At 71.3% G+C, this 25,249-nt stretch carries 27 protein-coding genes; 10 read left to right on the forward strand and 17 right to left on the reverse strand.

The genetic code is table 11. From position 1 onward, the window contains the following. Position 1 precedes the first annotated feature (1 nt). Positions 2-769 (forward strand): TetR/AcrR family transcriptional regulator, encoded by a 768-nt coding sequence (locus tag ACZ61C_RS05020; protein ID WP_465303010.1) that lies wholly within the window; start codon positions 2-4, stop codon positions 767-769. Beyond that, positions 766-1,083, forward strand: a complete 318-nt coding sequence (locus tag ACZ61C_RS05025; protein WP_465303012.1) for a DUF4873 domain-containing protein — start codon at positions 766-768, stop codon at positions 1,081-1,083. Before ACZ61C_RS05020 ends, ACZ61C_RS05025 begins: the two co-directional genes overlap by 4 nt. A gap of 88 nt (positions 1,084-1,171) precedes the next feature. Here ACZ61C_RS05025 and ACZ61C_RS05030 read toward each other — a convergent pair whose 3' ends face one another. The 3 genes from ACZ61C_RS05030 to ACZ61C_RS05040 all read right to left on the reverse strand — a co-directional run bounded on the left by ACZ61C_RS05030 (position 1,172) and on the right by ACZ61C_RS05040 (position 2,795). Continuing rightward, a complete protein-coding gene (locus tag ACZ61C_RS05030) occupies positions 1,172-1,627 on the reverse strand; it encodes a pyridoxamine 5'-phosphate oxidase family protein (protein ID WP_465303014.1) in 456 nt (151 codons plus the stop codon). 164 nt (positions 1,628-1,791) lie between these two features. Then, positions 1,792-2,022 (reverse strand): DUF3107 domain-containing protein, encoded by a 231-nt coding sequence (locus ACZ61C_RS05035; RefSeq protein ID WP_284747446.1) that lies wholly within the window; start codon positions 2,020-2,022, stop codon positions 1,792-1,794. Positions 2,023-2,141: 119 nt separating this feature from the next. Continuing rightward, positions 2,142-2,795, reverse strand: a complete 654-nt coding sequence (locus ACZ61C_RS05040) for a ferritin-like fold-containing protein (RefSeq protein ID WP_465303016.1) — start codon at positions 2,793-2,795, stop codon at positions 2,142-2,144. Between the two features lie 320 nt (positions 2,796-3,115). On the opposite strand from ACZ61C_RS05040, the gene ACZ61C_RS05045 reads away from it, so the two are divergent. Further along, positions 3,116-4,834 (forward strand): DEAD/DEAH box helicase, encoded by a 1,719-nt coding sequence (locus ACZ61C_RS05045; protein WP_465304187.1) that lies wholly within the window; start codon positions 3,116-3,118, stop codon positions 4,832-4,834. 25 nt (positions 4,835-4,859) lie between these two features. Further along, positions 4,860-6,191 carry an Rv3212 family protein gene (locus tag ACZ61C_RS05050; RefSeq protein ID WP_465303018.1) on the forward strand — a complete coding sequence of 444 codons (1,332 nt, stop codon included), beginning with the start codon at positions 4,860-4,862 and terminating at the stop codon, positions 6,189-6,191. Positions 6,192-6,572: 381 nt separating this feature from the next. Here ACZ61C_RS05050 and ACZ61C_RS05055 read toward each other — a convergent pair whose 3' ends face one another. From ACZ61C_RS05055 to ACZ61C_RS05085, 7 genes are all read right to left on the reverse strand, one after another. Then, positions 6,573-6,998, reverse strand: a complete 426-nt coding sequence (locus ACZ61C_RS05055; protein ID WP_465303020.1) for a hypothetical protein — start codon at positions 6,996-6,998, stop codon at positions 6,573-6,575. Between the two features lie 12 nt (positions 6,999-7,010). Further along, positions 7,011-7,862 (reverse strand): RecB family exonuclease, encoded by an 852-nt coding sequence (locus tag ACZ61C_RS05060; protein ID WP_465304189.1) that lies wholly within the window; start codon positions 7,860-7,862, stop codon positions 7,011-7,013. 83 nt (positions 7,863-7,945) lie between these two features. After that, positions 7,946-10,405 carry an alpha-L-rhamnosidase-related protein gene (locus tag ACZ61C_RS05065; protein ID WP_465303022.1) on the reverse strand — a complete coding sequence of 820 codons (2,460 nt, stop codon included), beginning with the start codon at positions 10,403-10,405 and terminating at the stop codon, positions 7,946-7,948. Between the two features lie 125 nt (positions 10,406-10,530). Further along, positions 10,531-11,160, reverse strand: a complete 630-nt coding sequence (locus ACZ61C_RS05070; protein ID WP_465303024.1) for a MarC family protein — start codon at positions 11,158-11,160, stop codon at positions 10,531-10,533. A gap of 1 nt (position 11,161) precedes the next feature. Next, positions 11,162-12,025 carry a PHP domain-containing protein gene (locus ACZ61C_RS05075; RefSeq protein ID WP_465303026.1) on the reverse strand — a complete coding sequence of 288 codons (864 nt, stop codon included), beginning with the start codon at positions 12,023-12,025 and terminating at the stop codon, positions 11,162-11,164. A gap of 47 nt (positions 12,026-12,072) precedes the next feature. After that, positions 12,073-12,633, reverse strand: a complete 561-nt coding sequence (locus ACZ61C_RS05080; protein WP_125307077.1) for a PH domain-containing protein — start codon at positions 12,631-12,633, stop codon at positions 12,073-12,075. 23 nt (positions 12,634-12,656) lie between these two features. Then, positions 12,657-12,818 carry a hypothetical protein gene (locus ACZ61C_RS05085; RefSeq protein ID WP_285455759.1) on the reverse strand — a complete coding sequence of 54 codons (162 nt, stop codon included), beginning with the start codon at positions 12,816-12,818 and terminating at the stop codon, positions 12,657-12,659. Positions 12,819-13,002: 184 nt separating this feature from the next. Here ACZ61C_RS05085 and ACZ61C_RS05090 point away from each other — a divergent pair, with 184 nt between their 5' ends. Next, a complete protein-coding gene (locus ACZ61C_RS05090) occupies positions 13,003-13,416 on the forward strand; it encodes an NUDIX hydrolase (RefSeq protein WP_465303028.1) in 414 nt (137 codons plus the stop codon). A 90-nt stretch (positions 13,417-13,506) separates the two neighbouring features. Here ACZ61C_RS05090 and ACZ61C_RS05095 read toward each other — a convergent pair whose 3' ends face one another. Further along, entirely contained in the window at positions 13,507-14,601 is a 1,095-nt protein-coding gene (locus tag ACZ61C_RS05095) for a DUF2332 domain-containing protein (RefSeq protein WP_465303030.1), read from the reverse strand. Between the two features lie 25 nt (positions 14,602-14,626). Continuing rightward, a complete protein-coding gene (locus tag ACZ61C_RS05100) occupies positions 14,627-15,130 on the reverse strand; it encodes a MaoC family dehydratase (protein WP_013223004.1) in 504 nt (167 codons plus the stop codon). Between the two features lie 307 nt (positions 15,131-15,437). Between ACZ61C_RS05100 and corA the strand changes: the two genes are divergently transcribed. The 3 genes from corA (at position 15,438) to ACZ61C_RS05115 (ending at position 18,193) form a co-directional block, all read left to right on the forward strand. Continuing rightward, entirely contained in the window at positions 15,438-16,526 is a 1,089-nt protein-coding gene (gene corA / locus ACZ61C_RS05105; RefSeq protein ID WP_465303033.1) for a magnesium/cobalt transporter CorA, read from the forward strand. Positions 16,527-16,706: 180 nt separating this feature from the next. Next, positions 16,707-17,357 carry a metallophosphoesterase family protein gene (locus ACZ61C_RS05110; RefSeq protein WP_465303035.1) on the forward strand — a complete coding sequence of 217 codons (651 nt, stop codon included), beginning with the start codon at positions 16,707-16,709 and terminating at the stop codon, positions 17,355-17,357. Next, positions 17,354-18,193, forward strand: a complete 840-nt coding sequence (locus ACZ61C_RS05115) for a chromosome partitioning protein ParB (RefSeq protein ID WP_465303037.1) — start codon at positions 17,354-17,356, stop codon at positions 18,191-18,193. Before ACZ61C_RS05110 ends, ACZ61C_RS05115 begins: the two co-directional genes overlap by 4 nt. A 91-nt stretch (positions 18,194-18,284) precedes the next feature. On the opposite strand, the gene ACZ61C_RS05120 is transcribed toward ACZ61C_RS05115, so the two are convergent. Genes ACZ61C_RS05120 through ACZ61C_RS05135 form a run of 4 tightly spaced genes read right to left on the reverse strand, consistent with a single transcriptional unit; the run spans position 18,285 to position 21,755 of the window. Beyond that, on the reverse strand, positions 18,285-18,827 hold the full coding sequence (locus ACZ61C_RS05120; RefSeq protein WP_465303039.1) for a hypothetical protein: 543 nt from the start codon (positions 18,825-18,827) through the stop codon (positions 18,285-18,287). 53 nt (positions 18,828-18,880) lie between these two features. After that, positions 18,881-20,044 carry an ABC transporter permease gene (locus ACZ61C_RS05125; RefSeq protein ID WP_465303041.1) on the reverse strand — a complete coding sequence of 388 codons (1,164 nt, stop codon included), beginning with the start codon at positions 20,042-20,044 and terminating at the stop codon, positions 18,881-18,883. Next, positions 20,041-20,712 (reverse strand): ABC transporter ATP-binding protein, encoded by a 672-nt coding sequence (locus ACZ61C_RS05130; protein WP_465303043.1) that lies wholly within the window; start codon positions 20,710-20,712, stop codon positions 20,041-20,043. Before ACZ61C_RS05130 ends, ACZ61C_RS05125 begins: the two co-directional genes overlap by 4 nt. Continuing rightward, on the reverse strand, positions 20,709-21,755 hold the full coding sequence (locus ACZ61C_RS05135) for an efflux RND transporter periplasmic adaptor subunit (RefSeq protein ID WP_465303045.1): 1,047 nt from the start codon (positions 21,753-21,755) through the stop codon (positions 20,709-20,711). Before ACZ61C_RS05135 ends, ACZ61C_RS05130 begins: the two co-directional genes overlap by 4 nt. A gap of 79 nt (positions 21,756-21,834) precedes the next feature. On the opposite strand from ACZ61C_RS05135, the gene ACZ61C_RS05140 reads away from it, so the two are divergent. Next, on the forward strand, positions 21,835-22,527 hold the full coding sequence (locus tag ACZ61C_RS05140; RefSeq protein ID WP_465303047.1) for a response regulator transcription factor: 693 nt from the start codon (positions 21,835-21,837) through the stop codon (positions 22,525-22,527). Beyond that, complete coding sequence (locus tag ACZ61C_RS05145; RefSeq protein WP_465303049.1) at positions 22,517-24,277, forward strand: sensor histidine kinase; 1,761 nt, start codon at positions 22,517-22,519, stop codon at positions 24,275-24,277. Before ACZ61C_RS05140 ends, ACZ61C_RS05145 begins: the two co-directional genes overlap by 11 nt. Here ACZ61C_RS05145 and ACZ61C_RS05150 read toward each other — a convergent pair. After that, positions 24,240-25,235, reverse strand: a complete 996-nt coding sequence (locus tag ACZ61C_RS05150) for a trypsin-like serine peptidase (RefSeq protein WP_465303051.1) — start codon at positions 25,233-25,235, stop codon at positions 24,240-24,242. The genes ACZ61C_RS05145 and ACZ61C_RS05150 overlap by 38 nt on opposite strands. Positions 25,236-25,249: the final 14 nt, after the last annotated feature.

Here is a 25,249-nt window from a genome sequence, read left to right on the forward strand (position 1 = left end):
CATGAGCCCCGTGATCGAACGTGTCAAGCGCTCCGGCAAGCCGTCCAAGCCCTCGTCGCGCGACGAGGAGGCGACCGGCGACGCCCGGCGCGACCGCTGGCGCAAGCACCGGATCGCGCGGCGCAAGGAGTTCGTCGAAGCCGCGCTCCGGGCGCTCGACACGCACGGCCCCGACCTCGGCATGGAGGACGTCGCCGCGGAGGCCGGCGTCACGAAACCCGTGCTGTACCGGCACTTCGACGACAAGGCCGACCTCTACGTGGCCCTCGGCCAGCGCGGCACGGAGATCCTCTTCGAGCGCCTGATCCCGGCGATCAACGCCGAGCTCGCGCCGGTGCCGCGGATCCGGATGGCCCTCGACGCGTTCTTCACGGTGATCGAAGAGCACCCGAACCTGTACCGGCTGCTCGCGCACGGCCGCCCGGAGAAGCCGGTGTCGTCCGACGTCGTGGCCGAGGACAAGGAGCTGATCGCGTCGGCGCTGACGGCGCTCCTCGGCGACTACATGCGGATGTTCAACATGGACTCCGGCGCGGCAGAGCCGTGGGCGCACGGGATCGTCGGCATGGTCCAGAACACCGGCGAATGGTGGCTGGACCGGCGCTCGATGAGCCGCGACGCGGTGGTGGAGTACCTGACGCAGATCATCTGGGCGGCGATCGACGGCCTGAGCCGCCAGAACGGCGTGGTCATCGACCCGAACCAGCCCCTGGAAGCCAACAAGGTGGTCCAGCTGGGCCGCGCCGAGCCTTTGGAGGAGACGTCATGAGCGACCACGACGAAGACGGTTACAGCGGCGAAGCGACCCTGGTGGTCGACGGCGTCTCGCTGACGACGACGGTGGAGCTGCGCGGCTACTTCCAGCCGATCGACGGGTTCTACCGCTGGTACGGCCGGGTGGCGGTGAACGAAGAGCTGACGAAGCTGGCGGGCGGCAAGAAGAAGCCGGTGTCCATCCAGGCCGGCGCGTATTCGGCGACCGGGGAGCTGTCGGACCCGGACCCGTGGGGCCGCTACCGGATCATGGGGACCAGCACGCCGCCGTTCCACGTGCCGACGTCGCTGGAAGAACTCAACGCCTGAACGCCGTGAAGGCCCCCTCGACCGAGGGGGCCTTCACGGACTTCGGAACCGGTGCGGCCACCCCGCGCGGTGGCCGACCCGGCCGGGTTCAGGGCTGCCGCGGGCCGGGCAGCTCGCGGCCGGGCAGCCAGCCGTTCGGGATGTCCGTCGCGCGCCACTTGCGGATGCTCAGGCGGACCGCCGTGACCGGCGCCTCGAGGAACGGCGCCGCCTCCGGCACCTTGGCCACGAGCAGCTCGCGGACCAGCGCGTCGTCCTCGGCCGGTACGACCTCGGCGAGGGCCTGGGCCTGCAGGAACGGCTGCATCGGCGAACCCGTCGAGACGACCACCGACACGACCGGGTTCTCCCGGACCGCGGCCAGCGTGCGACCCCGGTCTTCGAGGACCAGGTTGAGCGTGAACGGCCCCGTCTCGGCGAAGTAGACCCCGCCCACCCACGGGCCGTCGCTGCCCGAGGTCGCGAGGAACATCGACTTGTGCGCGCGCAGGGTGTCCCGCACGAGGTCCGCCACGGCGCCGGCCAACGGCTCGACAGTGGTCATGCTTGCTGCTCCCGGAAGGTCTCCTCCGGCACCCCGTGGCACCGGATCGCCAGCCGAAGTTAGGCGGCGGCTTCGCGACACTCCAAGGAAAACGCACCGATCCGGTGAAAGCGCGAAGGCCACTCCAGGACGTCCTGGAGTGGCCTTCGCGGGCTCAGAGGCTGTCAGTCGCCGACGCCGAAGCCGACCTTGCGCACGTCGGACGGCGCGATCTCGACGTAGGCGATGCGGTCGGAGGGGACGATGTACTTGCGCCCCTTCTCGTCGCTGATGCGGAAGAGCCCGTCACCGGCCGTCAGGGCCTCGGCGACCAGCTTCTCCACCTCGTCGGGAGACTGGCCACTGGACACCACCAGCTCGCGCGGGGTGTCCTTGATGCCGATCTTGACCTCCACGTGGGACCTCCGCTGGAAATTCGTAAGGGATGTGCTCGGCAAGGCTAACCGAACGGGCTCGTTCCGGTGGCGCATGTCCGCGCCTGACCGCGTCGTCACTTCCGGGTACTCCATCGGGATCAGCCCAGGCCGAGCGCCTGCATGCGCTTCGTGTGCCCCTGTTGCAACCGCCGGAACAGCGCGGCAATTCCGGAGAGGTCGCCCGACCCGCTGATGATGAGCTCGGCCAGGCCGTCGCGCTCGGCGACGACGTACTGGGCCTGCGTGAGGGCCTCGCCGAGCAGGCGGCGCCCCCACAGCGCGAGCTTGTCGCGGGTCTTGGGGTCGGCTTCGATCCCGGCCGCCACCTCGCGCTCGGCGAAGGCGGAGTGCCCGGTGTCGGCCAGCACGGTGAGCACCAGGTCCTTGGTCTCGGGGTCCAGCCAGCTGGCGATCTCCCGGTAGAGGTCGGCGGCGAGCCCGTCGCCGACGTAGGCCTTGACCAGCGACTCCAGCCACGACTTCGGCGGGGTCGAGGCGTGCCAGTCGTCGATGTGGTTCACGAACGGCGCCATCGCGTCTTCGATCTTGACGCCGGTGCCGGCCAGGTGGTCCGACAGCAGGCCGTAGTGACCGATCTCGGCGGCCGCCATGGTCGCCAGCGCGGCGCGCCCGGCCAGCGTGGGAGCACTGCGCGCGTCCTCCGCCAGCCGGTCGAAGGCGGACAGTTCGAGATAGGCGATCACACCCAGAAGGTCGACGACGCCTTCGCTGATCTCTTTCGGCTCGGTCACGGCGGCCAGGGTATCGCCGAAGCACCCGGGCGTGTCGGGACGAGACCGATCCCACTGGCTCCGGCGCGCCGGGTACTGTTGAAAAACTGCTGACCAGGTACACTGGCATTCGATATCGAAGCTTCCGTACGCCATACCGGCGTCGGGAAACAGGCGGGCCACGAGGCCGGCCGACGTACTGCAATGTGCGTGCACGCCTCTTCCGGCATTCCCGGGACGGACCGGTTCCGCGCTCCAGATCAGCGCCAGGGACCAGGGTTTCTCCCGGTCGAGTGTCGAAACGGGACCCAGGGTTGTGCGCGCTGGTCACGAGAGAGGCGATCACCCTGACCGCAGAAATCCCCACAACCGAACAGCCCCCCGCCGTCGCGCTGGAACACAGCGAGACCGGCCCCGCCGCGCTCGACACGTCGCACCCGCTCCAGGCGGGCGTCGAGGTCGAGCCGGAGGCCCCGACCTTCGCGTCCTTCGGCGTCAAGCCGGAGATCGTCAAGGCCCTCGGCGAGGCCGGCATCGAGCGCACCTTCGCGATCCAGGCGCTCACCCTCCCGCTGGCGATGGCCGGCGACGACCTCATCGGCCAGGCCCGCACCGGCATGGGCAAGACGCTGGGCTTCGGCGTCCCGCTGCTGCACCGCGTGCAGGTCCCCGGCGACGGCACCCCGCAGGTGCTGGTCGTGGTGCCGACCCGCGAGCTGTGCATCCAGGTCGCGAACGACCTCAAGGGCGCGGGCAAGCACCTCGGCATCCGCACCCTGGCCATCTACGGCGGCCGCCCGTACGAGCCGCAGATCGAGGCCCTCCGCAAGGGCGTCGACGTCGTGATCGGCACCCCGGGCCGGCTGCTCGACCTGGCCGAGCAGCAGCACCTGGTGCTGGGCAAGGTCCGCGGTCTCGTGCTGGACGAGGCCGACGAGATGCTCGACCTGGGCTTCCTGCCCGACATCGAGCGCATCCTGCGGATGGTGCCGGACGAGCGGCAGACCATGCTGTTCTCGGCCACCATGCCCGGCCCGATCATCACGCTGGCCCGCACGTTCCTGCGCCAGCCGACGCACATCCGCGCCGAAGAGAACGACGCGAGCGCGATCCACGAGCGCACCACCCAGTTCGTCTACCGGGCGCACTCGATGGACAAGCCCGAGGTCATCGCCCGCGTGCTGCAGGCCGAGGGCCGCGGCCTCACGATGATCTTCAGCCGCACCAAGCGCACCGCGCAGAAGGTGGCCGACGACCTGGTCGAGCGCGGCTTCGCCGCCGCGGCCGTGCACGGTGACCTGGGCCAGGGCGCCCGTGAGCAGGCGCTGCGCGCGTTCCGCTCCGGCAAGGTCGACGTGCTGGTCGCGACCGACGTCGCCGCCCGCGGCATCGACATCGACGACGTCACGCACGTGATCAACTACCAGTGCCCGGACGACGAGAAGACCTACGTCCACCGCATCGGCCGCACCGGCCGCGCGGGCCGCACCGGGGTCGCCGTCACGCTGGTGGACTGGGACGAAGAGCCGCGCTGGAAGCTGATCTCCGACACCCTGGGCCTCGACAAGCCCGAGCCGGTGGAGACGTACTCGTCGTCCAAGCACCTGTACGAGGACCTGGGCATCCCGGCGGGCACCACCGGCCGGCTGCCGCTGGCCAACCGCACGCGGGCCGGCCTGGCCGCCGAGGAGGAAGAGGACCTGGGCGGCAAGAAGCGCGGGCCGCGTGGCCGTGGCCGCGGTGGCGACGCGCCGTCCTCGGCTTCTCCGGAGGAGACGCCGCGCAAGCGCTCCCGGGCGCCGCGCAAGCGCACCCGCGGTGGTTCGCGCGCGGCCGAGGCCGTCGAGGCCGCCGACAAGGCTGCCGCCGCTTCGGACGGTGACGCTCCCGCGGCGTCGGAGGGTCGCACCCGGACGCGTCGCCGCACCCGCGGCACGGCGCCGGAGACGACCGGTCCGGCGGTCGAGAAGGAGGCCGGCGAGAACGCCGAGCGTCCGGCTCGCCGCCGCCGCCGTCGCCGCCCCGCCGCGACGTCTGATACACCTGCGTCGGCAGACTGAACCTGAGCGGCGGGGGTCCGGGTACGTGAGCGACGTCGAGAAGACGCCTGAAGAGGAACCGGCGCCGGTTTCCGAGGCCCCCGGATACGGCTCCGAAGACGTCCTCGACGACGTCGAAGTCACCCCGCCCGCCCCGCGGGTCAAGGCGCGTCGGTCGCCGTGGAACCGCGGGCGGGACCGGGTGCTCGCCGCGGTGATCGCGGTGGTCGTGGTGGCGGTCGCGCTGGTCGTCGGCATGACGAGCGACAGCGCGGCCACCGACCGGACCGAGGCGGACCCGCCGCCGCCGTTGCCCGCGGCGCCGGACAAGGTGCCCGGTTCGCTGGCCGAGCTGTGGAGCGCCGCGAGCGCGTCGACCCCGGTGCCGCTGGTGGCCGGCGACTCGGTGGCCACCGCGGACGGCGGCGAGGTCGCCGCGCGCGACCCGCTGTCCGGGCAGATCCGCTGGCACTACACGCGTGACCTGCCGTTGTGCACGGTGAACGAGACGTGGGGGCGGCTGAACGCCGTGTACCACAAGAGCCTCAACTGCAGCGAGGTCACGCAGCTCGACCCGGGCACGGGCCGGATCACGGCCCAGCGCAACGGCAACGCCGAGCTGGGCACGCAGCTGGTCAGCGACGGCTCCCACGTGACGGCGACGGGCAAGAAGCTCCTCGACACCTGGCGCGACGACCTGGTGAAGAGCGCCGAGTACGGCCAGGTCCCGGCGCTGGTCAACGCGGGCAAGCAGCCCCGCTCGGGCTGCACGTACGGCACGGTGGCGGCGGCGTCGGGCAAGGTCGGCGTGATCGAGCGCTGCCCGGGCGACCCGGCCGACCGCCTGACGGTCTACAAGGCGGCGCCCGAGAAGGACGACGAGCCGCAGGTGTCGTTCAGCAGCGTGCTGGCGGGCAAGCGCGCCCGCGTGATCGCGATGTCCGGCGAGCTGACGGCGGTGGTGTTGCCGGACCAGAAGCTGATGGTGGTCTACAACGGCGACGGTTCCCAGCGCGCGGCGTACCCGCTGGACGTGCCCGCGGCCGACCTGGCGGCGGACCCACCCGGCGGCGTCGAGGCGACCACGCAGACGCCGACGAACGTGTACTGGTTCAGCGGTTCGAAGACGATGGCCCTGTCCCGCGACGACCTTTCGCCGCGTTGGACGCTGAGCAGCGCGATGGGGCCGGGGATCATCTTCGCGTCGCAGCTGGTGGTCCCGATCAAGGGCGGCCTGGCGGTGCTGAACGAAAACGACGGTTCGACGATCCGCACGGTAGGGGTGGACCGGCGCGGGTACGCAGGCGTGGTCCGGCTGGGCGCGGCCGGTCCGGTCCTGCTGGAAGAGCGCGGCACGACCCTGACGGCCCTGAAGTAGGTCCCGCCCCGTGATGCCCCTCCAGTCACGGCTGATACCCCGCTGATCACGCGAGAAGCCCGCCGGATCACGAGTGATGCCCGCCCGATCACGCGAGTTCCGGCCCCACGCACGCCAGTTCCGGCCCCAATCACGCGAGTTCCGGCTCGGATCACGCGTGGGCGGGACCGAGGTCGCGAGTTCCGGCCCCAATCACGCCGGTTCCGGGCCCACGCACGCGAGTTCCGGCTCGGATCACGCGAGGTCGGCCAGGCTGCGAATTCGGCTCGCTCAGGCGAGTTCCAGCCCCACGCACGCCAGTTCCGGCTCCACACACGCGAGTTCCGGGCCCAATCACGCCAGTTCCGGCCCGAATCACGCGATGCCCGGCACCCCGAGCGGTCAGGTAAGCCAGAACAGAGTCAGCGCCGACACCGTGAACAGCACAACCGCGGCTCCCGCTCCCACTGCCGTCACCCCGTTCCGCCGGTCCGCGACGCGCTGCGCCAACAGTGCCAGCACCGCCGCCACCGGGTGACCGATCAGCATCGCCGCCCCCGGCCCCGGGGCGCCCGTGTACAGGCTGATCGCCCCCACCGCCAGCACGCCCACCGCCAGGACCGCGAGACCCGCCGCCAGTGAGCCCGTGAAGCCGCGCCACCAGCGTCCACGCTCCTTCGCCGGAGCGACGGGCGCGACGGGCGCGATGGGTGCAACAGGTTCGACGGCCTCCGACGCCGGCGAAACCGGCATCGTCTCGGCATCAGGCGCGCTCGCTGGCAACGGGACCGGCACGGTTGCCAGTTCGTCGGTGTCCGGTGAGGCCACTTACCCTCCTGTTCAGGGCGCGAGCAGGTCCCACGGCTGCGCCTGCGGGGCCGTTTCCCGGCCCACCGCGCAGCTCGGCCTGAAGTCGCACCAGGCGCAACGGCGGTCCGGGCGGGGTGGGAACAGCACGTCGCCGTCGCCGCCCGCGTCCAGGGTATCCGTGGCCAGCCTGAGGTCCGCGGCGGTCTCCTCCGCGCGCTGCAGGTGCCGCGCGAGGCTCTCCGGCGTGTACTCCGCCGCCGCGATCGTGCCGCTCGGGAGGTGGTGCAGCTCGACCGTCTTGCACGGCATCCGCAGCGTCCGCGCCGCCGCCACCGCGTACAGCGCCAGTGCCTGTGACGCCCGCGCTTCGTACTCGTCCGGGGGACGGCGGCCCGTCTTGTAGTCGACGATCACGAGCTCCCCCTCGCGCGAGTCGATGCGGTCCGCGCGGCCCTCGATGATCATCGACGGCCGCTCCCCCGGCTTCGAGTTCACCGGCGCCGACACCCAGCGCTCGAGCCCGGCCGGGTCGTGGGTGACGTCGTTGTCCTCGACGTACTCGGCCACCCACCCCTTGGCCCGCGCGCGGTACCGCGCCGCCTGTTCGGCGTCCTCGAACCCCGCGTCCTTCCAGAACTCCGCCACCAGCGCCACGGCCCGCTGCGGCACCCGCTTGAGCACCGGCAGGTCGAACAGCGCCCGCAGCGCGTTGTGCACCACCGCGCCGAGCGTGCTGTGCGCCCACGGCCCGGTGCGCTGCGGTGTCGGCCTCGTCAGGTACGACAGCCGGTACCGGCGCGGGCAGTCGTCGAAGGTCGCCAGCCGCGCCGGGGACACCTTCGTGAGCCGCACCGGTTGCGCGACGCCGAAATCGAAGCCCATCTGCTCCTTCACGATTCCCCACGCTACGCACCACCACCGACACTTTCCGCGCGGGGCGGGCCACCCCGCGCGGAAAATGCCTGCTACCGCACCACCAGCACCGTGTGCGTCCCGCCGCCGACGGACACCGTGCCGCCCCGCACCGCACGGCCGTCCAGCAGCACGACCCGCCCGGCCGGCACCACCAGCGAGCCGGACGTCCCGCGCGGCGCCGTCACGGTCAACGAGAACACCGGGCCGAGCTGAGACCACGAAGCGGACAACGCGCCCTTCGGTGTCGGCACCGCTCCGCGCGCCCAAGCGACCGCGCCCGGCTTCGGCGCAACCTGCCACGTCGCGAAGCCGGGCGACGTCGGCGAGACGCCCAGCAGCTCGTTCGTCAGCGCCGGGACCACGCCCGTCGACCAGCCGTGCGCGGCTGACGTGTACCCCTGCTCGTAGTGCGAGCCGCCGTCGCCGATGCCTTCCCACGCCGTGGTGCCCGGGTCGTGCGTGGCCATCCAGCCGTACATCCGCTTGATCTGGTCGATCGCCGACGCCGCCTGCCCGGTCCGGAACCGCGCCTGCAGCTCCGGGAACGACGTGAACGCGTACACGCGCTTCGTGCCGTCGGAAACCAGAGTGTCGTTGTCCATGAACGGGTTCCCGTACGGCAGCGCGCCGGCCGCCAGCCGCGCCAGCGAGGACGACGCCTGCGCCGGCGACGCGATGCCGGCCAGGATCGCCTGGCTGTTGCCGTCCTGGCCGTGGCGCACCGCGCCGGTCCCCGAGTCGAGGTACGCCCCCGCCGCCGGGTCCCACAGGTATTGGTTCACCGCCGCCGCGACGCCGGAAGCCCGCGAAAGCCACCGGTCCGCGTCGGCGGCGTGTCCCGTCGCGCGTGCCAGGCCTGCCGCGCCCTGAAGCGCCCGGACGTACAACGCGTTGTAGTACGTCACTTCGCCCGTACGCGGCAGGAACGCGTAGTCGCCGTAGCCGCCTGTGCCGTTAAGGCCCTTCGAGAGCAACCCGCGCGAATCGGTGACCGACGGGTACCACGCGTCGAGCGTCTTCACGAGGTGCGAGTAGTACGAAGACGCGTACGCGGTGTCGCCCGTGTAGAGGACGTAGTCCCAGCTGGAAGTCACCCACCAGAGCGGATAGTCGAACAGCGGCAGTGTGTAGTTGTTGATCGACGCGGGCGGGATCCAGCCGTCGGCGCGCTGGTGGTCGGCCAGGTCGGCCAGGACGTTCTTCGCCGCCGTGCCGTCCTGGTGCGTCAGGTACTGGGTCAGCCCGGACACGGCGACGTCGCCGACGTACGGGTCGCGGTCGCGCTTCGCGCCGTCGTGCAGCACCAGCTTCCCTTCCAGCGACGGTGAAAACGCGCCGCGCGGGTCCACATCGGACTCTCGGAAGGTATCCATGCCCAGCTCGTTGGTGTACGACGCGGCGTACCAGTAGCGGTTCAACGCGTCATCCGATGACTCAAACCAGCCGCGGTAGGTGTCCGGCGTGCCGAGGAACGGCGTGAAGTCGAGCGAGACGCCGTTGATCCGCACCTCGCCGGACGGCTGCGTGAGCGGCGCGTCCGACGCAAGCGCGTCGAGGCTGATCCGCAGGTAGCGGAAGCCGCGCAGGCCGTCCGCGCACACCTGGTTCCCGGCGGCGCAGCCCTTCGTGTCACGCCAGACGGTCGGCGTCGTGGGCACGGCGATCTGGTCGCTGCCCGGCCCGCCGGAGAAGTCCGAGCGGCTGAAGTCGGAGCGTTCGCCCAGGTACTGCTGGGTTTCCGAGGTCGACACGCGGACGCCGGGGTGGTTCGCCGACGCGCCCGCGAAGGAGATCTTCGGGTAGCCCGCTACGACCTTGCCGAAGTCGAGCACCGCGACCGGCACCGGCGGGTCGGCGACCAGGCCCGGCCAGACCTCGGTGACCCGGCTGAACTCGCCCGATGGCGTCGCCTGGTCCTTCGTGACGGTGATCCGGACCTGCGCGGTGGTCACCGCGCGGTCGAACGCCACCGCGCGCTGCACCGCGGTGTTGCCGGTCACCGTGGCCGCGGTCCGCCACGCGCCGCCGTCGAGCACGTCGACCGTGAAGTCCTGCGGCACACCGTCCACACTGGACAGAACCGTGACGCCGGGGAGCGCGACCGGCGCGCCCGCGGTGATCGTCAGGACGTCCGGGTAAGCGCCGATCGTGTCGTCGTTCCAGAAGGTGCCGGTGTTGCCGTCGACGGCGTTGCCGGGCTCGTAGGTCCGCGGCTGGCCGTTCCCGCCGTTGTTCGGCGCGTGGAACGACGACGCAGCCGCCGTCGTGCCGCCGGGCCAGGCCGGCTTCGGCGGCGGCGCCTGCCGCTTGAACGTCGTGACACCGCGGCCGAGCAGGCCGTTCGGGTTGGTGACGTCACCGGTGGTGGACAGCACGCGCACCGGCCGGACGTCGCGGCTCGACGGCGCGACGACGTACTTCTGCCAGCCGGGCGCCGCGTCGGCGGGTGTCGCGACCACGCCGCTCGCCACCAGGACCGCCACCGGCAGGAAAACTCTGAGCCACTTCATCGAGGCCTCCGCAAGGCGCTTGAATCGTTTCAACCGCTGAGTTGGGATTCAGGCTGCGGGAGGCGTGCCAACGATGTCAACGCGCCGGGCGGATCCTGTCCGGCAGGACAACCCGAGTGGCGGGGTCAGCTGCCGCCGGCGATGAAGCCGCGCACGGAGTTCGCGACGAGCTCCACGGCGATGGCCGCGAGCAGCAGGCCGGCCACCTTGGCCAGCAGCGTGATGCCGCTTTCCTTGATCAGCCGGATGACCACGCCGGAGTAGCGCATGCAGATGTAGATGATGAAGTGCGTCATCACGATCGCCAGCGCCAGCGCGATGTACGCGCCGACGTGGCCGTCGGCCTGGCGGACGAACACGATGGTCGCGGCGATCGCGCCGGGCCCGGCCAGCAGCGGGGTGCCGAGCGGCACGAGGGCGACGTTGACGTCCTCCGCGGCCGCCTCGGGCTCGTGCCCGCTGCCGGTGAGCAGCTGCAGCGCGATCAGCAGGAGCAGCAGCCCGCCGGCGCCCTGCAGCGCGGGGATGCCGATGCCGAGGTAGGCCAGGATCGCCTGGCCGGCGACGGCGAACAGGCTGATCACGAGCAGTGACACCAGCACGGCCTGCCGGGCGGCGCGGGCGCGCGTCGCGAGCGGCTTGCGGCCGACGAGGCTGAGGAACACCGGCACGGTGCCCGGCGGGTCCATGATGACGACCAGGGTGATCGTCGCGCTCATGAAGAGCTTGGCGTCGAAGAAGTCGGCGATCGCCATTTCAGCCCTTCACGACCTGGAACCCGGTCGCGCGCGCCACCAGCTCTTCCAGCTGCCCGGGGTCGGTGGTGCATTCGCCGAGCGCGATGGTCTTGTTCGTGCCGTGGTAGTCACTCGAACCGGTGACCAGCAGGCCGAGCTCACCGGCGAGCTCCCGCGTACGGGCGCGCGTCGCCGGGTCGTGGTTCGGGTGGTCGGCCTCGACGCCGGTCAGCCCGCGCGCGGCCAGGCCGGCGAGGGTGTCTTCGCTGATCGTGGCGCCGCGGCTGAAGGCGAAGGGGTGCGCGATGACCGTGACGCCGCCGGCGGCGCCGATCATGTCGATGGCCTCTTCGACGGGCGTGTCGCGCCGGGCTACGTAGTACCCGCGGCGCGGGCTCAGGTAGTCGGCGAAGGCCTCGTCGACGCTCTTGACCAGCCCGGCCCGGACCAGCGCCTGCGCGAGGTGCGGGCGCCCGGGCGGCGAGTCCTCGGGGAGGAGGCCGAAGATCTCGTCGGCGTCGATCGGGAGGCCGTCGGCGGCCATCCGCTCGGCCATCCGGCGCAGCCGCGTCCGGCGCTCGACCCGCAGCCGGGTCTGCTCGGTGACGACGGCCTCGGACGTCGGGTCGAAGAGGTAGGCCAGCAGGTGGACGCTGATCTGGCGGCCGGTCTCGGGATCGGTCGACACCGTGGAGAGCTCGGCGCCGGGGACGAGCGTCAGGCCCGGTGGGATGGCCGCGGTGGCCGGGGCCCAGCCCGCGGTGGTGTCGTGGTCGGTGATCGCGACGACGTCGAGCCCGGCGTCCGCGGCCGCGGCGACGAGCCCGGCCGGCGTGTCGGTGCCGTCGGAAGCGGTGGAGTGGGCGTGCAGGTCGATGCGCATCGGGTCCATTGTCGACGATGCGCTGCGTCACACCCGCGGCGGGACTCTCAGCCGACGGGCTTCTTGCCGCGGGCGGCGCGCTGGGCCTTGATCATCGAGAAGCGCTCGGCCTGCTTCTGCTTGTCGCCGAAGACCAGCTCGGAGATCGTGTCGTAGAACTCTTCCGGCCGCGGCAGGAAGTCGATCTTGTTCAGCGCCTGGATCTGACCGGCCGACTCGACGACCATCGTCCCGTAGCCCATCATGCGGCCCGTGGCGGTGCGCACGTAGCTGAGGTCGGTGACTTTGCTGATCGGCATCATCAGCACCTTGGTCGTGAAGACGCCGGTGGTCATGACGAACCGCTTGTCGGTGACCACCAGCCGTTCAACCCACCACTCCATGACCACGTACGCGAACCGCAGGACCACCAGCAGCGCGACGTACCAGAGGATGTTCTGGCCGATGTACAGCGCCGGTGGCAGCAGGTAGGACACCAGGACGCAGATGGCCAGGAGCGCGGCCGCCTCGAAGGTGTCCCAGAGCAGCACCGCCCAGTGGCGGCGGATCCGGATGACCCGCCGCTCGGTGTCGAGGAGGTACTCGTCGGGGTCGCGTGGCGCGAACATGGGTCCAGGTTAGCCCCGATCGGTCAGCTGAAGACGTTACTGACGAAGGTGATCACCGATTCGGCCGAGCTGCGCAGGAAGTCGATGATGTTGCCGACGAGGCCAGCGGCCTGCCCCGGCTGCGCAATGACGAAGAACAGCACCAACGCGATACCGGCGAGGCCCGCAATCTTCTTCACGTTCACCGCGATCAAATCCCGTCTCTTACGGTGACACCGGACAACAGACTTTTACGTTGTACCGCACTCAACTGGCACGCGGGAGGTAAGTCCCGCGCTTGGGTCAGCACGCGGTCCGAAGTGTACCGCACGGCTACTCTCCGTGTACAGGACATCCGTTTTCAGTTCGGTCACGTCTACCGTCGGGGACATGGAAGCACCCCGGACAGCCACTATCCGCTGCGTAGGCGGCATCGCCCACGACCGGAACGGCCGATTGCTGCTCATCCGCCGCGCCAACGACCCCGGTTCGGGCCTGTGGTCCCTGCCCGGCGGGCGTGTCGAACCGGGCGAATCCGACGAAACGGCCGTGATCCGGGAGCTTCGGGAGGAAACGGGACTCGACGTGATTCCGGGCACATTGGTCGGGACGGTGACGCGCGGGCCGTTCGAGATCTTCGACTACGCCTGTTCGGTGACGGGAGGGATTCTCACTGCGGGTGACGACGCTTCGGAGGCCCGTTGGTCTGATTCGGCGGACCTTTCGGCTCTGGAGGAGAGCGGGGAGCTGGTGGATCTCCTGTACGTGACGCTGCGTGAGTGGGATGCCCTGCCGAAGGCTTGAGCGGGAGCGCCCCAAGGCCACATTGGGTGCGCCCAACGCACCGAAGGCCGCCTTGGGTGCGCCTAACGCACCGAAGGCCACATTGGGGCGCTACAGCGGCAGCCAGGTCATGCGCTGCCCGTGCGGAGCCGTCCGCGCCAGCGCATACGCCTCAGCCTTCCCGCCCTCCCACCGGACCACGCCCAAAGTCGCCAGCCCGTCGGCGCCGTCGAGGTCCGAGCGTCCGGGCAGCACGGCTTCCAGCCCGGCCCCGTAGAACTCCTCCGAAACCCACCAAACCGGCCGCGAAGCTGCCAGCGAAGCCAGCTCCCCCACAAACGCCTCCCGCCGCGCAGCCGGCAGGTACGCCAGAACATGGCTGGTCAGCACCACCAACGGCCCCTCCAACGTCCCAGCCGCCGAAGCCAGATCGTCGACCGCGTCGCCGGTGATCAGCGTCGGGCGGTGCTTCGCCTGTTCCGCCGCCGCTGTGCGCAGGAGGCGGATGCGGTCCGGCTGGTCGGCCCAGACGCACGCCTCCAGCCAGGCCAGCTCGTCCTCGTCCGACAGGTCCACCGGGGCTCGGTCCAGCCCCGCCCGGTCGAGCACCGCGAGCTTCTTCGGCAGCTTCGGCGCCACCGCGCCGGGCGCCAGGTCGAGCGCGCAGTGGAGGCCGACCGCGGACTTCGCCGGGCCAGCCGTCAGCTGCTCGCCTCCGTCGCACTGGTAGCGGTAGCCGAAGCGGTCCAGGCCCAGGAGCAACCCCGCGCTGCAGCCGACCTCCAGCAGCGAGACCTTCCCGCCCGCCTCGCGAGCCGCCCGGGCCACGCCCGGGTACAGCAGCGCCGCCCGCCTGACCTCGTTCGTCTGGGTGTACCGCGAGGCGATCAGAGAACGCGCCTTCTCCGCCCGCTCCAGCAGGAACGACCGGAACAGCGGCCACGTCTCGGAGTCGACGCCGTCGAAGCCGCCCAGCGACGGGTAGTACCGGGACAGCGGGTGGATCGGGTCGGCCTGCACGAGCCGGTGCGCCGTCGCCATCAGCAGGGTCGCGCGCACCTCGCCATCGCGGGCCGCCGCCAGCAGCCCGGCGACGTCGTCATCGTCGGCTGCCTGCAGGGCCAGGTGCTCGTAGAGCGGCGAAACCCCGCGCGCCTCGACTTCCGCGAACTTGCGCAGTACGCCCTTGATGCGGTCCAAGTCCATCAGCGCCTCATCCGTGAACAGAGCATCATTCGTGCGGCACCGGCCGGCCCGGCTGCTCCCCGCCCCGAGTTTCCCCGTACGAGCGCTTGGGCACCATCACCTTCCGCCGGAAGGTGCACACGATCAGGCCGTCCTGCTTGTACCCGCGGGTCTCGACGTACACGACCCCGCGGTCGTCCTTCGACTTCGACGGCGTCTTGTCCAGCACCTCGGTCTCGCCGTAGATGGTGTCGCCGTGGAAGGTCGGCTTGACGTGCTTGAGCGACTCGACCTCGAGGTTCGCGATCGCCTTGCCGGAGACGTCGGGCACGGACATCCCGAGCAGCAGCGAGTAGACGTAGTTCCCGACCACGACGTTCTTGCCGAAGTCGGTCGTTTCCTCCGCGTAGTGCGCGTCCAGGTGCAGCGGGTGGTGGTTCATGGTGATCAGGCAGAACAGGTGGTCGTCGTACTCGGTGACCGTTTTGCCCGGCCAGTGCTTGTAGACCGCACCGACCTCGAACTCCTCGTAGTACCGCCCGAACTGCACTCGTCATCTCCTGTCCGCGTAACACCGCGTGAGCCTGGTACGACACGCATCCGTAGTGAGGAGTACCCTCAACCATTGGTTCTCGCGCGTCAACGCGAGCCGTACCACTCTGGACCCGGCCGAAGGAGGTGAGGAACCCCGATGAGTAGTGGCGATAGTCCGCTCCCTAGTACTCCCAGCGTTCCCACCTCACGGGTCGTCTTCAGGTAGGCCCGCACTTCCCTGGGAACGCTGGTGTCGCCGGGCGGACGAACTCCGCCCCTGGTCAGTCGTCTCGCACGACCACGCACGACGCCCAGGAGGTCCCATGCCTGCCATTCCGTCGCTCGGCGGCCTTCGCGGCCGCGGCGGCAGCCGCGCCAAAGGCGTGCCCGTGCGCCCGGTCCCGGTGCCGCTGTCCGCCTACGTCGTCGACTGCGCGGTGTACGTCGGCGGTGAGCGCCTGCCCGGCCGCTGGACGCACATCGAAGCGATCAAAGAGGTCCGGAAGCGGCACGAGGGGTTCGTCTGGATCGGGCTGCACGAGCCGGACTCCGAGCAGATCCAGGGCATCGCGGAGACTTTCGGGCTGCACGAGCTCGCGGTCGAGGACGCGCTCGAAGCGCACCAGCGGCCGAAGCTGGAGCGTTACGACGACACGCTGTTCCTCGTGGTGAAAACCGTCCGGTACGTCGAACACGAGTCACCCACAACGGCGAACGAGATCGTCGAAACGGGCGAACTCATGGTGTTCCTCGGCCGCGACTTCGTCATCACGGTGCGGCACGGGAACCACTCGGGGCTGGCGCGGCTGCGCCGTGAGCTCGACGAAGACCCGGAGCGGCTGAAGCTCGGGCCGTCCGCGGTCGTGCACGCGATCGCCGACCACGTCGTCGACCACTACCTCGACGTCACGGGCCGGATCGAGAACGACATCGACGTGATGGAGGCGCAGGTCTTCGCGCCCCGGTCGCAGATCAGCGCCGAGCAGATCTACCTGATGAAGCGGGAGGTCCTCGAGCTGCGCCGCGCGGTGATGCCGCTCGCGACGCCGGTCCAGCGCCTGGCCGAGGGCTACACGCGGCTGGTGCCGGACGAGGTCCGCTCGTACTTCCGCGACGTCGCCGACCACCTCACGACCGTGTCCGAGCGCGTGGCGGCGTTCGACGAGCTGCTGTCCACCCTGGTCGACGCGACGGTCGCGAAGATCTCGCTGCAGCAGAACACCGACATGCGCAAGATCACGTCGTGGGCGGCGATCATCACCGTGCCGACGATGATCGCGGGCATCTACGGGATGAACTTCGACTACCTGCCCGAGCTGCACTGGAAGTTCGGGTACCCGCTGGTGATCACCGTCATCCTCGGCATCTGCCTGTTGCTGTACCGAATATTCCGGAAGAACGGCTGGCTCTAGGTCCCCTTTCTTTTCCCACCGGATTCGGAGAATTCGCCATGTCCCGGATGCTGTCCAACCTGAAGTTCTGGGCGCTCGCGCTCAGCGTGCTGTGGATCGTCGTCATCACTTTTGTCATCGTCGCCGACCCGGGGTTCGCACACGGGATGAAGTGACGCCGCGGCGTCGTACCCTGGGCGTATGCCGAAAGCGCTGGTGGTCGCCGACGAGGTGGACGAGCGGTTGTGGACCGACGCGGTCCGCTCCTGCGCCGTCGACCTCGTCATCGGCGCCGGCGACCTCCCCTACGACTACCTCGCGTTCCTGGCCAGCGCGCTCGACGCGCCGTGCGTGTTCGTGCCCGGGAACCACGACCCGGACCTGAGCGGCTACACGCGCTACGGCGGGCTGTCCATGAAGGACGGTTTCCCGACGGTCTGGCCGGGCCCGGCCGGCGGCGTCAACGCCGACGGCCGGGTCGTCGACGTCGCCGGCATCCGGTTCGCCGGCCTCGGCGGTTCGATCCGCTACAACGACGGGCCGAACCAGTGGACGCAGCGCCAGCAGGCGCGGCGGGCCCGCGGGCTGGTGCGCCGCGCTCGCCGGCGGCGCCGGCGTGACGGCCGCGACGTCGACATCCTGCTGACGCACTCGCCGCCGCTGGACCTCGGCGACCGGGCGGACCCGCCGCACCGCGGGTTCGCGTGCCTGCACCGGACGATCGAGGTGCTGCGGCCGAAGTGGCTGCTGCACGGGCACATCCACCCCCACGGCGAGCGGGTGCCGGACCGCGTCGTCGGCGAAACCCGCGTCCGCAACGTGGTGGGCCACCGGATCATGGAGTTCTCATGAAAGAGACGGGCTTCCCCCGCGCCGACGCGGAAAACGACTTCCTCCGCGCGCGCCGGGGCCAGGTGCTCTCGCGGCTTTCGACGTGGCTGCGCCGCGAACCCGACGACGTCAACATCATGCTGCCGTTCCACGAGGTCGTGGAGGCGCTGGGCTACCTCGGCGAGAGCCGGATCGGGCTGCGGGTGATCAAGCTGGACTCGATCGTCGGCACGGTCGACCGCAGCCGCGACTTCGACCGCCGCTTCCGCCCGACGTCGGCCCGCGTCCGCGAACGCTGGGAGCGGCTGGCGCTGGCGTCCCGGCGTGGTGAGGAGATCCCGCCGATCGAGGTCTACCGCGTCGGCGAGCTGCACTTCATCATCGACGGCCACCACCGGGTTTCGGTCGCGCACGCGCAGGGACTGTCCACAATAGAGGCAGCGGTGACGGTGGTCCGGACCAAACTGGACCCGAGCGGCATCCGCCACCGCGGCGACCTGATCGTCAAGGACTACCGGCGGCTGTTCCTGGAGCGGGTGCCGCTGACCGGCCACGCGCGGGCGTCGGTGATCGTGTCGGACCCGTGGGACTACGCGAAGCTGGGCGAGCACGTGGAGGCGTGGGGCTTCCGGCTGATGCAGGACGAGGGCAAGTTCTGCGACCGGACGAGCATCGCGCAGCGCTGGTTCGACGAGGAGTTCGTGCCGGTGGTGTCGATGCTCAGCCAGGCGGGCATGGTCGGCGACCGCACGGAGGCCGAGGCGTACATGTGGGTGGCGGCGGAGCGGTACCGGCTGATCCGGACCCATCGCTGGGACGACGAGGTCATCGAGACTTTGCGCTCCCGCAGGTCCTGAAGCGCCCCAATGTGGCCTTCGGTGCGTTGAACGCACCGAAGGGCCCCTTGGGTGCGTCAGACGCACCCAAGGCCACATTGGGGCGCTTGGGTCACTTGTCGCTCGGGCCGAGGATCGCCACTTCGCAGTCGTGTTCGATCTTGTCCGCGTTGGGCGGCTGGGAGTCGCTCGAGTACGTCCACGGCGACTCGTCGTTGTCCGGGGTCTCGACCACGTGCATGCCCTTGTCGTTCATGCACTGGACCCACTTGTGCATGTTGTCCTGGTACGCCGGGTTCTCGCGGTCCATGCCCCACGGCAGCAGCGGCAGCTTCGAACGGCACGCGTCGCCCGCGTCCTTGTGGTCCGCGCTCCACTTCTTCGCGCCTTCGATGCTGTTCGGCTGGGTGTCGACGTCCGCGCCGTGGTCCTTCATGCAGGTGCGCCACGGCTCGATCAGGCGCTGGGACTCCTCCGCCGTCTCGTCGACGCGGTGGCGGGGGCGGCCGCCGTCCGCGTCCGCCGACGGGGTGACCGAAGCGGACGACGACGAAGGCGTCGACAGCGAAGCCACCTGCGGCGCGGCGGGCGGGGGTGCGGAACACGCGGCCAGACCCAGGGCCACGGCGGGGAGGAGCAACCAGCGAAGTGCCATGGCGCCAGCATGACCGGCGCTTTTCAGGAACTCGTGAGCACGCCGTGAGCGACTCATGCCAGTGCCTGCGTCGGCGGCATCCGCGCGGCCCGCAGCGACGGGTGCAACCCCGCCAGCACCCCGACGACGAGCGCCCCGAGCACACCGCCCGCCACCGCCGGGACCGGGATCACCGGTGGCCACCCCTGGTACGTCACGTATCCCAGCGTTCCCAGCACCCCCAGCACCGTCCCGGCGAAGCCGCCGAGGCCCGACAGCGCCACGGCTTCGGTGAGGAACTGGTCGCGGATGTTCCCGCGCGTCGCACCCAGCGCGCGGCGCAGGCCGATCTCACGACGGCGTTCCAGCACCGAGACGAACATCGTGTTCGCGACGCCGACTCCGCCGACCAGCAGCGCCACGCCGGCCAGCCCGAGGAACAACGCCGAGAACGCCGTCTGCGTCGCCTGTTTCGCCGCGAGCGCGTCCGACGGCCGGGACACCTGGACCAGGCCCGGCAACGCGGGGTTCAGCGTCGCCGGCAGCACCGCGCGGACGTCGCCGATCGCGTCTTCGCGCGCCTTCACGTACACCACGGTCGGATGCCCGTCGAAACCCAGGAACCGCTTGGCCGAGTCCCAGCCGACCAGCACCGCGCGCTCGACGTCCGGCGCCAGCGGCATCGGCGCGAGCACCCCGCCGACCGTGTACCAGGTCGTCCCGATCAGCACGACCGGCGGCGGCTGCCCCGGCACGACCCGCGGGATCCCGAGCCGCGACGCCGCGACGTACCCGAGGGTCACCAGGGGCAGCGTGCCGTCGTCGAAGCGTCCTGATTGGACTGTCCCGTTGAGAGCGTCCAGCAGGCCGGGTGACGCGGCCAGCACCGCGAGCCCCGAGCCGTCCTGCGGGTCGACGCGGTCGGACCGGCGGACGACGGCGTGCGTGTTCGCGACGGCCGCCGCCGCGGTCACCGGCCCGATCCGCCGGACGCTGCCGAGCGCCGACTCCGGCAGCACCACCGGCGGGGTCTGGTTCGGCTGCGGTTCGGCGCGCAGCATGTTCGTGCCCAGCGCGGTCAGCCGGTCGAGCAGCGCCGCCTGGCTCGACGCCGGGATGCCGGTGACCACGATCAGCGTCGCGATGCCGAGGGCGATCCCGAGCGCGGACAGCACCGCCCGCAGCGGCCGGGTCCGGACCCCCAGCAGGCCCAGGCCGAGCACGTCGGCGGGGGTCACGCCGAGTCCCCGACGATCCGGCCGTCGCGGAACTCGACGCGCCGAGGCAGCCGGGCCGCGATGTCCCGGTCGTGTGTGATGACGGCGATCGTGGTGCCCTCGGCGTGCAGCCCGGTCAGCAGGTCGAGCACGGCCTCGCCGTTCGTGGTGTCCAGGGCGCCGGTCGGCTCGTCGGCCAGCACCAGCGCGGGGCTGTTGACGACGGCGCGCGCGATCGCGACACGCTGGCGTTCGCCGCCCGAGAGCTCGTGCGGCCGGTGCGAGACGCGGTGCGCGAGCCCGACCCGGCCGAGCGCCTCCAGCGCCATCGGACGGCGAAGGCGGCGCGGCACCCCCGCGTACAGCAGGCCGGTCGCCACGTTGTCCACTGCGGACAGTCCGTCGGTGAGGTGGAACTGCTGGAACACGAACCCCAGCCGGCGCCCCCGCAACGCCGACACCGCACGGTCGGACAACGTCGTGACGTCGTCACCGCCCAGGGAAACCGTTCCGGACGTCGGCCGGTCGAGCGTGCCGGCGATGTGCAGCAACGTCGACTTCCCGGAGCCGGACGGCCCGGTGATCGCCAGCAGCTCGCCGTCGGACACGGTAAGGGTGACGTCGTCGAGCGCGACGACGTCACCGGGGTAGCGCTTGCCGACCCCGCGCAGGGCCAGGACCGGTGTCACGACGTCGTCACCACCTGCAGGCCTTCGGTGATCCCCGCGCCGCTGACCTCGACGAGGTCCCGCGCGAACATCCCGGTCTTGACCGGCTTCAGCGTCCCGTCCGGCAGCTGCACGGCGTACCCGCCTTCGCGCAACGCCAGCAGCGCGCCGACCGGCACCGCGAGCACTCCCGCGTGCGTCTCGGTGGCGATCCGCACCTCGACGGACGCCGAATCGAGGTCGGCGACGGCCTTCGGGTCGTCCGGGCTGACCGTGACGTTCACCTTGGGTGGCCCCTGCGGCCCGCCTTCGGGGGTGCCCGTGACGTCCGTGCTCACGGACGTCACCTTGCCCAGGACCGCCGCGCCGTCCGGCCGGACCACCGTCACCGGCGCGCCCGTCTTGATCGCCGCGACGTCCGAAGCGGACACCGGCGCGACCACGACCTTCGCCGTCGGCGTGACCGTGAGCAGCGGCCCGGCGACCGGGTCGCCGGGCTGGGCGGTCACGGAGTTGACCCGCACCGGCCCGGGCAGGACGGCGACCTGCCCGACGTCGAGGGTCCCGGTCTCGTCGAGCCCGGCCTTCTTCTGCCACTTCTTCAGGGTTTCGGCAAACGTGAACGCTTTCGGGTGACCCACGGCGTAACCGAGCGCCTTCAGGTTCGCCGCGACGACGTCGACGTCCGGCCCGGTGAGCTCCGGGTTGTCGAGCTTGCGGAACAGCGGGGTGTCGCCGAAGAAGACCGGCACCGGCCGTCCGTCCACCGAGTACAGCGCCTTTCCGCGCTGCGCGACGTCGCCGACCGCGGGCAGCTTGGTCACGGTCCCGGCTCCACCGCCCTTCAGCGGCGCCGGCGTGCCGAACCCGAGGGTGCCGGTGAACGACTGGGTGTTCGCCAGGTCCGTCTTGCGCACGGCGACGGTCGTGACGGCGGGCGGTGGCGCGGCGGCCGGAGCCGTCTCGCGGCCGTGGTCGAGCACGAAGAACACACTGGCGCCCAGCACGGCGACCACCACGACGGTGACGGCCGCCCACCGGCCACCCGATCGGGTCGATCTCATGGCGTCACGCTCGCAGCGGAATGTCAGGGACCGGTCAGGAAACCGTGGTCTTCCGGTAGCCGCGCCTATATTCGGGATCATGTGCGCCCACATCGTGCTGGCCGAGGACGACGTCAAGCAGGCCGAGCTCGTCCGGCGCTACCTCGAGCGGGAGCGGCACACGGTGGTCGTCGTCGGCGACGGCGTGGCCGCGCTCGACCTGGTCCGCCGGCACCCGCCGGACCTGCTCGTGCTCGACGTGATGCTGCCCGGCGTCGACGGTCTCGAGGTCTGCCGCGTCGTGCGAGCCGAGTCCGACCTGCCGGTGCTGATGCTCACCGCGCGGTCCACAGAGGACGATCTGCTCGCCGGGCTCGACCTCGGCGCCGACGACTACGTCACCAAGCCGTTCAGCCCGCGCGAGCTGATGGCCCGGATCCGGACGCTGCTGCGCCGCACCGCCCCGGCGCGCCCCGGCGGCACGACGAGGGTAGGCACGCTGACCGTCGACCCGGTGCGGCACCAGGTGACCGTCGACGGCCGGGCGATCGACTGCACACCGGGGGAGTTCCGGCTGCTGGAGCTGATGGCGACCCAGCCCGAGCGGGTGTTCACCCGCGGCCAGCTGCTGGAGCACCTGCACGGCTTCGACCGCTACATCACGCAGCGCGCGATCGACGTGCACGTGATGAACCTGCGCAAGAAGATCGAGGACCGGCCGCGGCGCCCGGCGCGGCTGCTGACCGTCTACGGCGTCGGGTACAAGCTGACCGCGGGCGCCGATGCGCCGTAGCCTCCTCCTGCGGTTGTTCGTGCTGTCCGCGCTGGTCGCGGTCGCCTCGATCGCCGCGACCGCGTGGCTCGCCGCGCGCACGACGTCCGGCGCCATCCAGCAGGAGCAGGGCCAGGCGCTGGCCGACGACGGGAACATCTACCGCGGGCTGCTGAAGTACGCCGCGACCCACCCGGACTGGCGCGGTGTCGCCGACCAGGTCCGCGGCACCGCCGAGACCACCGGCCGCCGGGTCGCGCTGACGCTCACCGACGGCACCCCGGTCGTCGACTCCGCCACGGACGGCAGGCCGCTGCCGCTGCGGCCGTCGATCGTCGTCGACCCGCTGTCGGTCGACTCGGGGCTCGGGCAGGACACCACCGCCGACCGGATCGACCCGGACGCCGTCGGCCCGTACGCGCTCCCCGACGCCGACCGCGCGTACCTCGGCGCGCTCGCCCAGCGCGTGCTGCGGTGCGTCCAGGGCCGCTCGGGGGCGGGCACGGTCGAGACGTCGCCGGGCGGGCACCCGCGGATCGAGGGCGCCGACCCGTTTGTGCTGTCTTCCTGCAACGGCAGCACGCTCGGGCTGCCGACGAAGACCGAGCAGAAGGCGCTGGACCAGCTGTCGACGCTGGTCAACGCCTGTCTCAACCGCGGGCCCGAGTCGAAGCCGCTGGCCCAGGTCCAGGTGCTGCTCGACTTCACCTGGGTGCACAAGGGCGTCGCGGCCGAGGAGTCCGAGCAGGCCACGCAGTCGTGCGTGAACGCGGCGCGCCGGGAGCAGCTGACGCCGTTCGTCGCGCCCGCCGCGTCGCTCTACCTCACCGCGCCCTCGGGCGAGCCGCCCGCGGGGTTCACACTGTCGCCGGAGAACCAGGTCCGGCTCTTCCAGGTCGCCGGCGGCATCCTGCTGCTGACGCTGCTGGTCACCGCGTTCGCCGGGCTCCGCCTGATCCGGCCGCTGCGCGCGCTCACCGGCGCGGCGCAGCGGATGGAGGCGGGCGAGACCGGCGCGCAGGTGAAGGTGCGCGGGGGTGACGAGATCGCCCGGCTCGGCACCGCGTTCAACGCCATGTCCGCCAGCCGGGAACGCCTGGAAGTGACGCGCAAGGCGATGGTCAGCGACATCGCGCACGAGCTGCGCACGCCGTTGAGCAACATCCGCGGCTGGCTCGAAGCGACCCAGGACGGCATCAGCACGCTCGACGACGAGCTCGTCGACTCGCTGCTCGAAGAGGCCGTCCACCTGCAGCACATCGTCGACGACCTGCAGGACCTCGCGCTCGCCGACGCCGGCGCGCTGCGGCTGCACCCGGAGCCGGTCGACGCGGCGCACCTGCTGGCCCAGGTCGCCGCCGCGCACCGGCCGGCGGGCGTCTCGCTTTCGGTCGAGACGCCCGCCTCACTGGTGCTGACCGCCGACCCGGTGCGGCTGCGCCAGGCCGTCGGCAACCTGGTGTCCAACGCCGTCCGGCACACCCCCGAGGGCGGTTCGGTGGTGCTGCGCGGGCGTCTCGACGGCGACGACGTGGCCATCGAGGTCGCCGACACCGGCGCCGGGATCGCCGCCGAGGACCTTCCGCACGTGTTCGACCGGTTCTGGCGCGCCGACAAGGCCCGCACCCGGGGGACCGGCGGGAGCGGCCTCGGGCTGGCGATCGTCCGGAAGCTCGCGGAGGCCCACGGCGGGACCGCGACCGCGGCTTCCGTGCCCGGTCAGGGCGCGACGTTCACGCTGCGGCTGCCCGCCGGTACAGCGGTTCAGTGATCTTCGCGGTGAACTGCGGGCCGAAGAGGTACCGCGTGCAGTCCGGCGTCTGGTCGAGGCAGAGTTCGCCGTCAGGCCTGAGGTACCAGCCTTCGGTGTCGACGCCGACGACCACGCCGTAGCCGGTCTTCTCCGAGAACGACGTCAGGCGCGGTCCGCCGCTGGAGCCGCCGCCCATGTCGCACGGCACGCCCCACTGGCCGCGCGGCATCTCGACCTCGGCGTTGCCGGGGTTCTCCTTCGGCGTGCCCCAGCAGTGCGCGACACGCTGCCCGGTGAACTCCGGGCGCCCCTGGTGACCGGGCTGTTTCGCGGCCCGCGGGTACCCGAACTCCTGCGCCGGGAGGTTGCCGGGCAGGCCGATGCCGAGTGGCTGCGCGGCCTTCGTCACGTCGGCGGCACGGCGGCCGTGCGCGTCCGGGTTGAGGACGAGGAACGCCTGGTCGTGGCCGTTCTGCTGGTCGTCGGTCACCCAGGTCGAGTCGGCGAACGCGGTCCGCGCGACGAACTCGCCGTAGGGCCGGGTGTTGTCGCGGAAACCGGGGACGAACAGCAGCTTCTCCGTCCACTGTGGATCGTTGCCGATCAGGTCCATCGTGTGCACGCAGTGCCCGGCGGTGACGATCGTGGCGCGGTTGGCCGCCGCGACCAGCGTCGCGGTGCAGCTTTCGTCCTCACCGCGGTCGACGAAGAACAGCCGGCCGATCGTGCGGTCGACCGCGGTGTCGGCGGCGAACCCGGCGCCGTCCGGGCCGTCGGCCGGGGGCGTGCCGGGTGTCGACGGGCCGGTCGGCATCGCGGCGACGCGCTCGGGCGTCCAGTAGTCGAGCACGGCCTGACGCTCGGCGGCCGACACCGCCAGATCGTGCGTGACGACGGTGTCGGCGGCCTGCGCCGGTGGTGCGCCGAGGCTCGCCAGCAGGGTGACGGCGGCGAGGATTGTGGTTGCCTGGAACAAGGTTCCTCCCTTGG

The sequence above is a fragment of the Amycolatopsis sp. NPDC104587 genome (genome assembly GCF_055583645.1).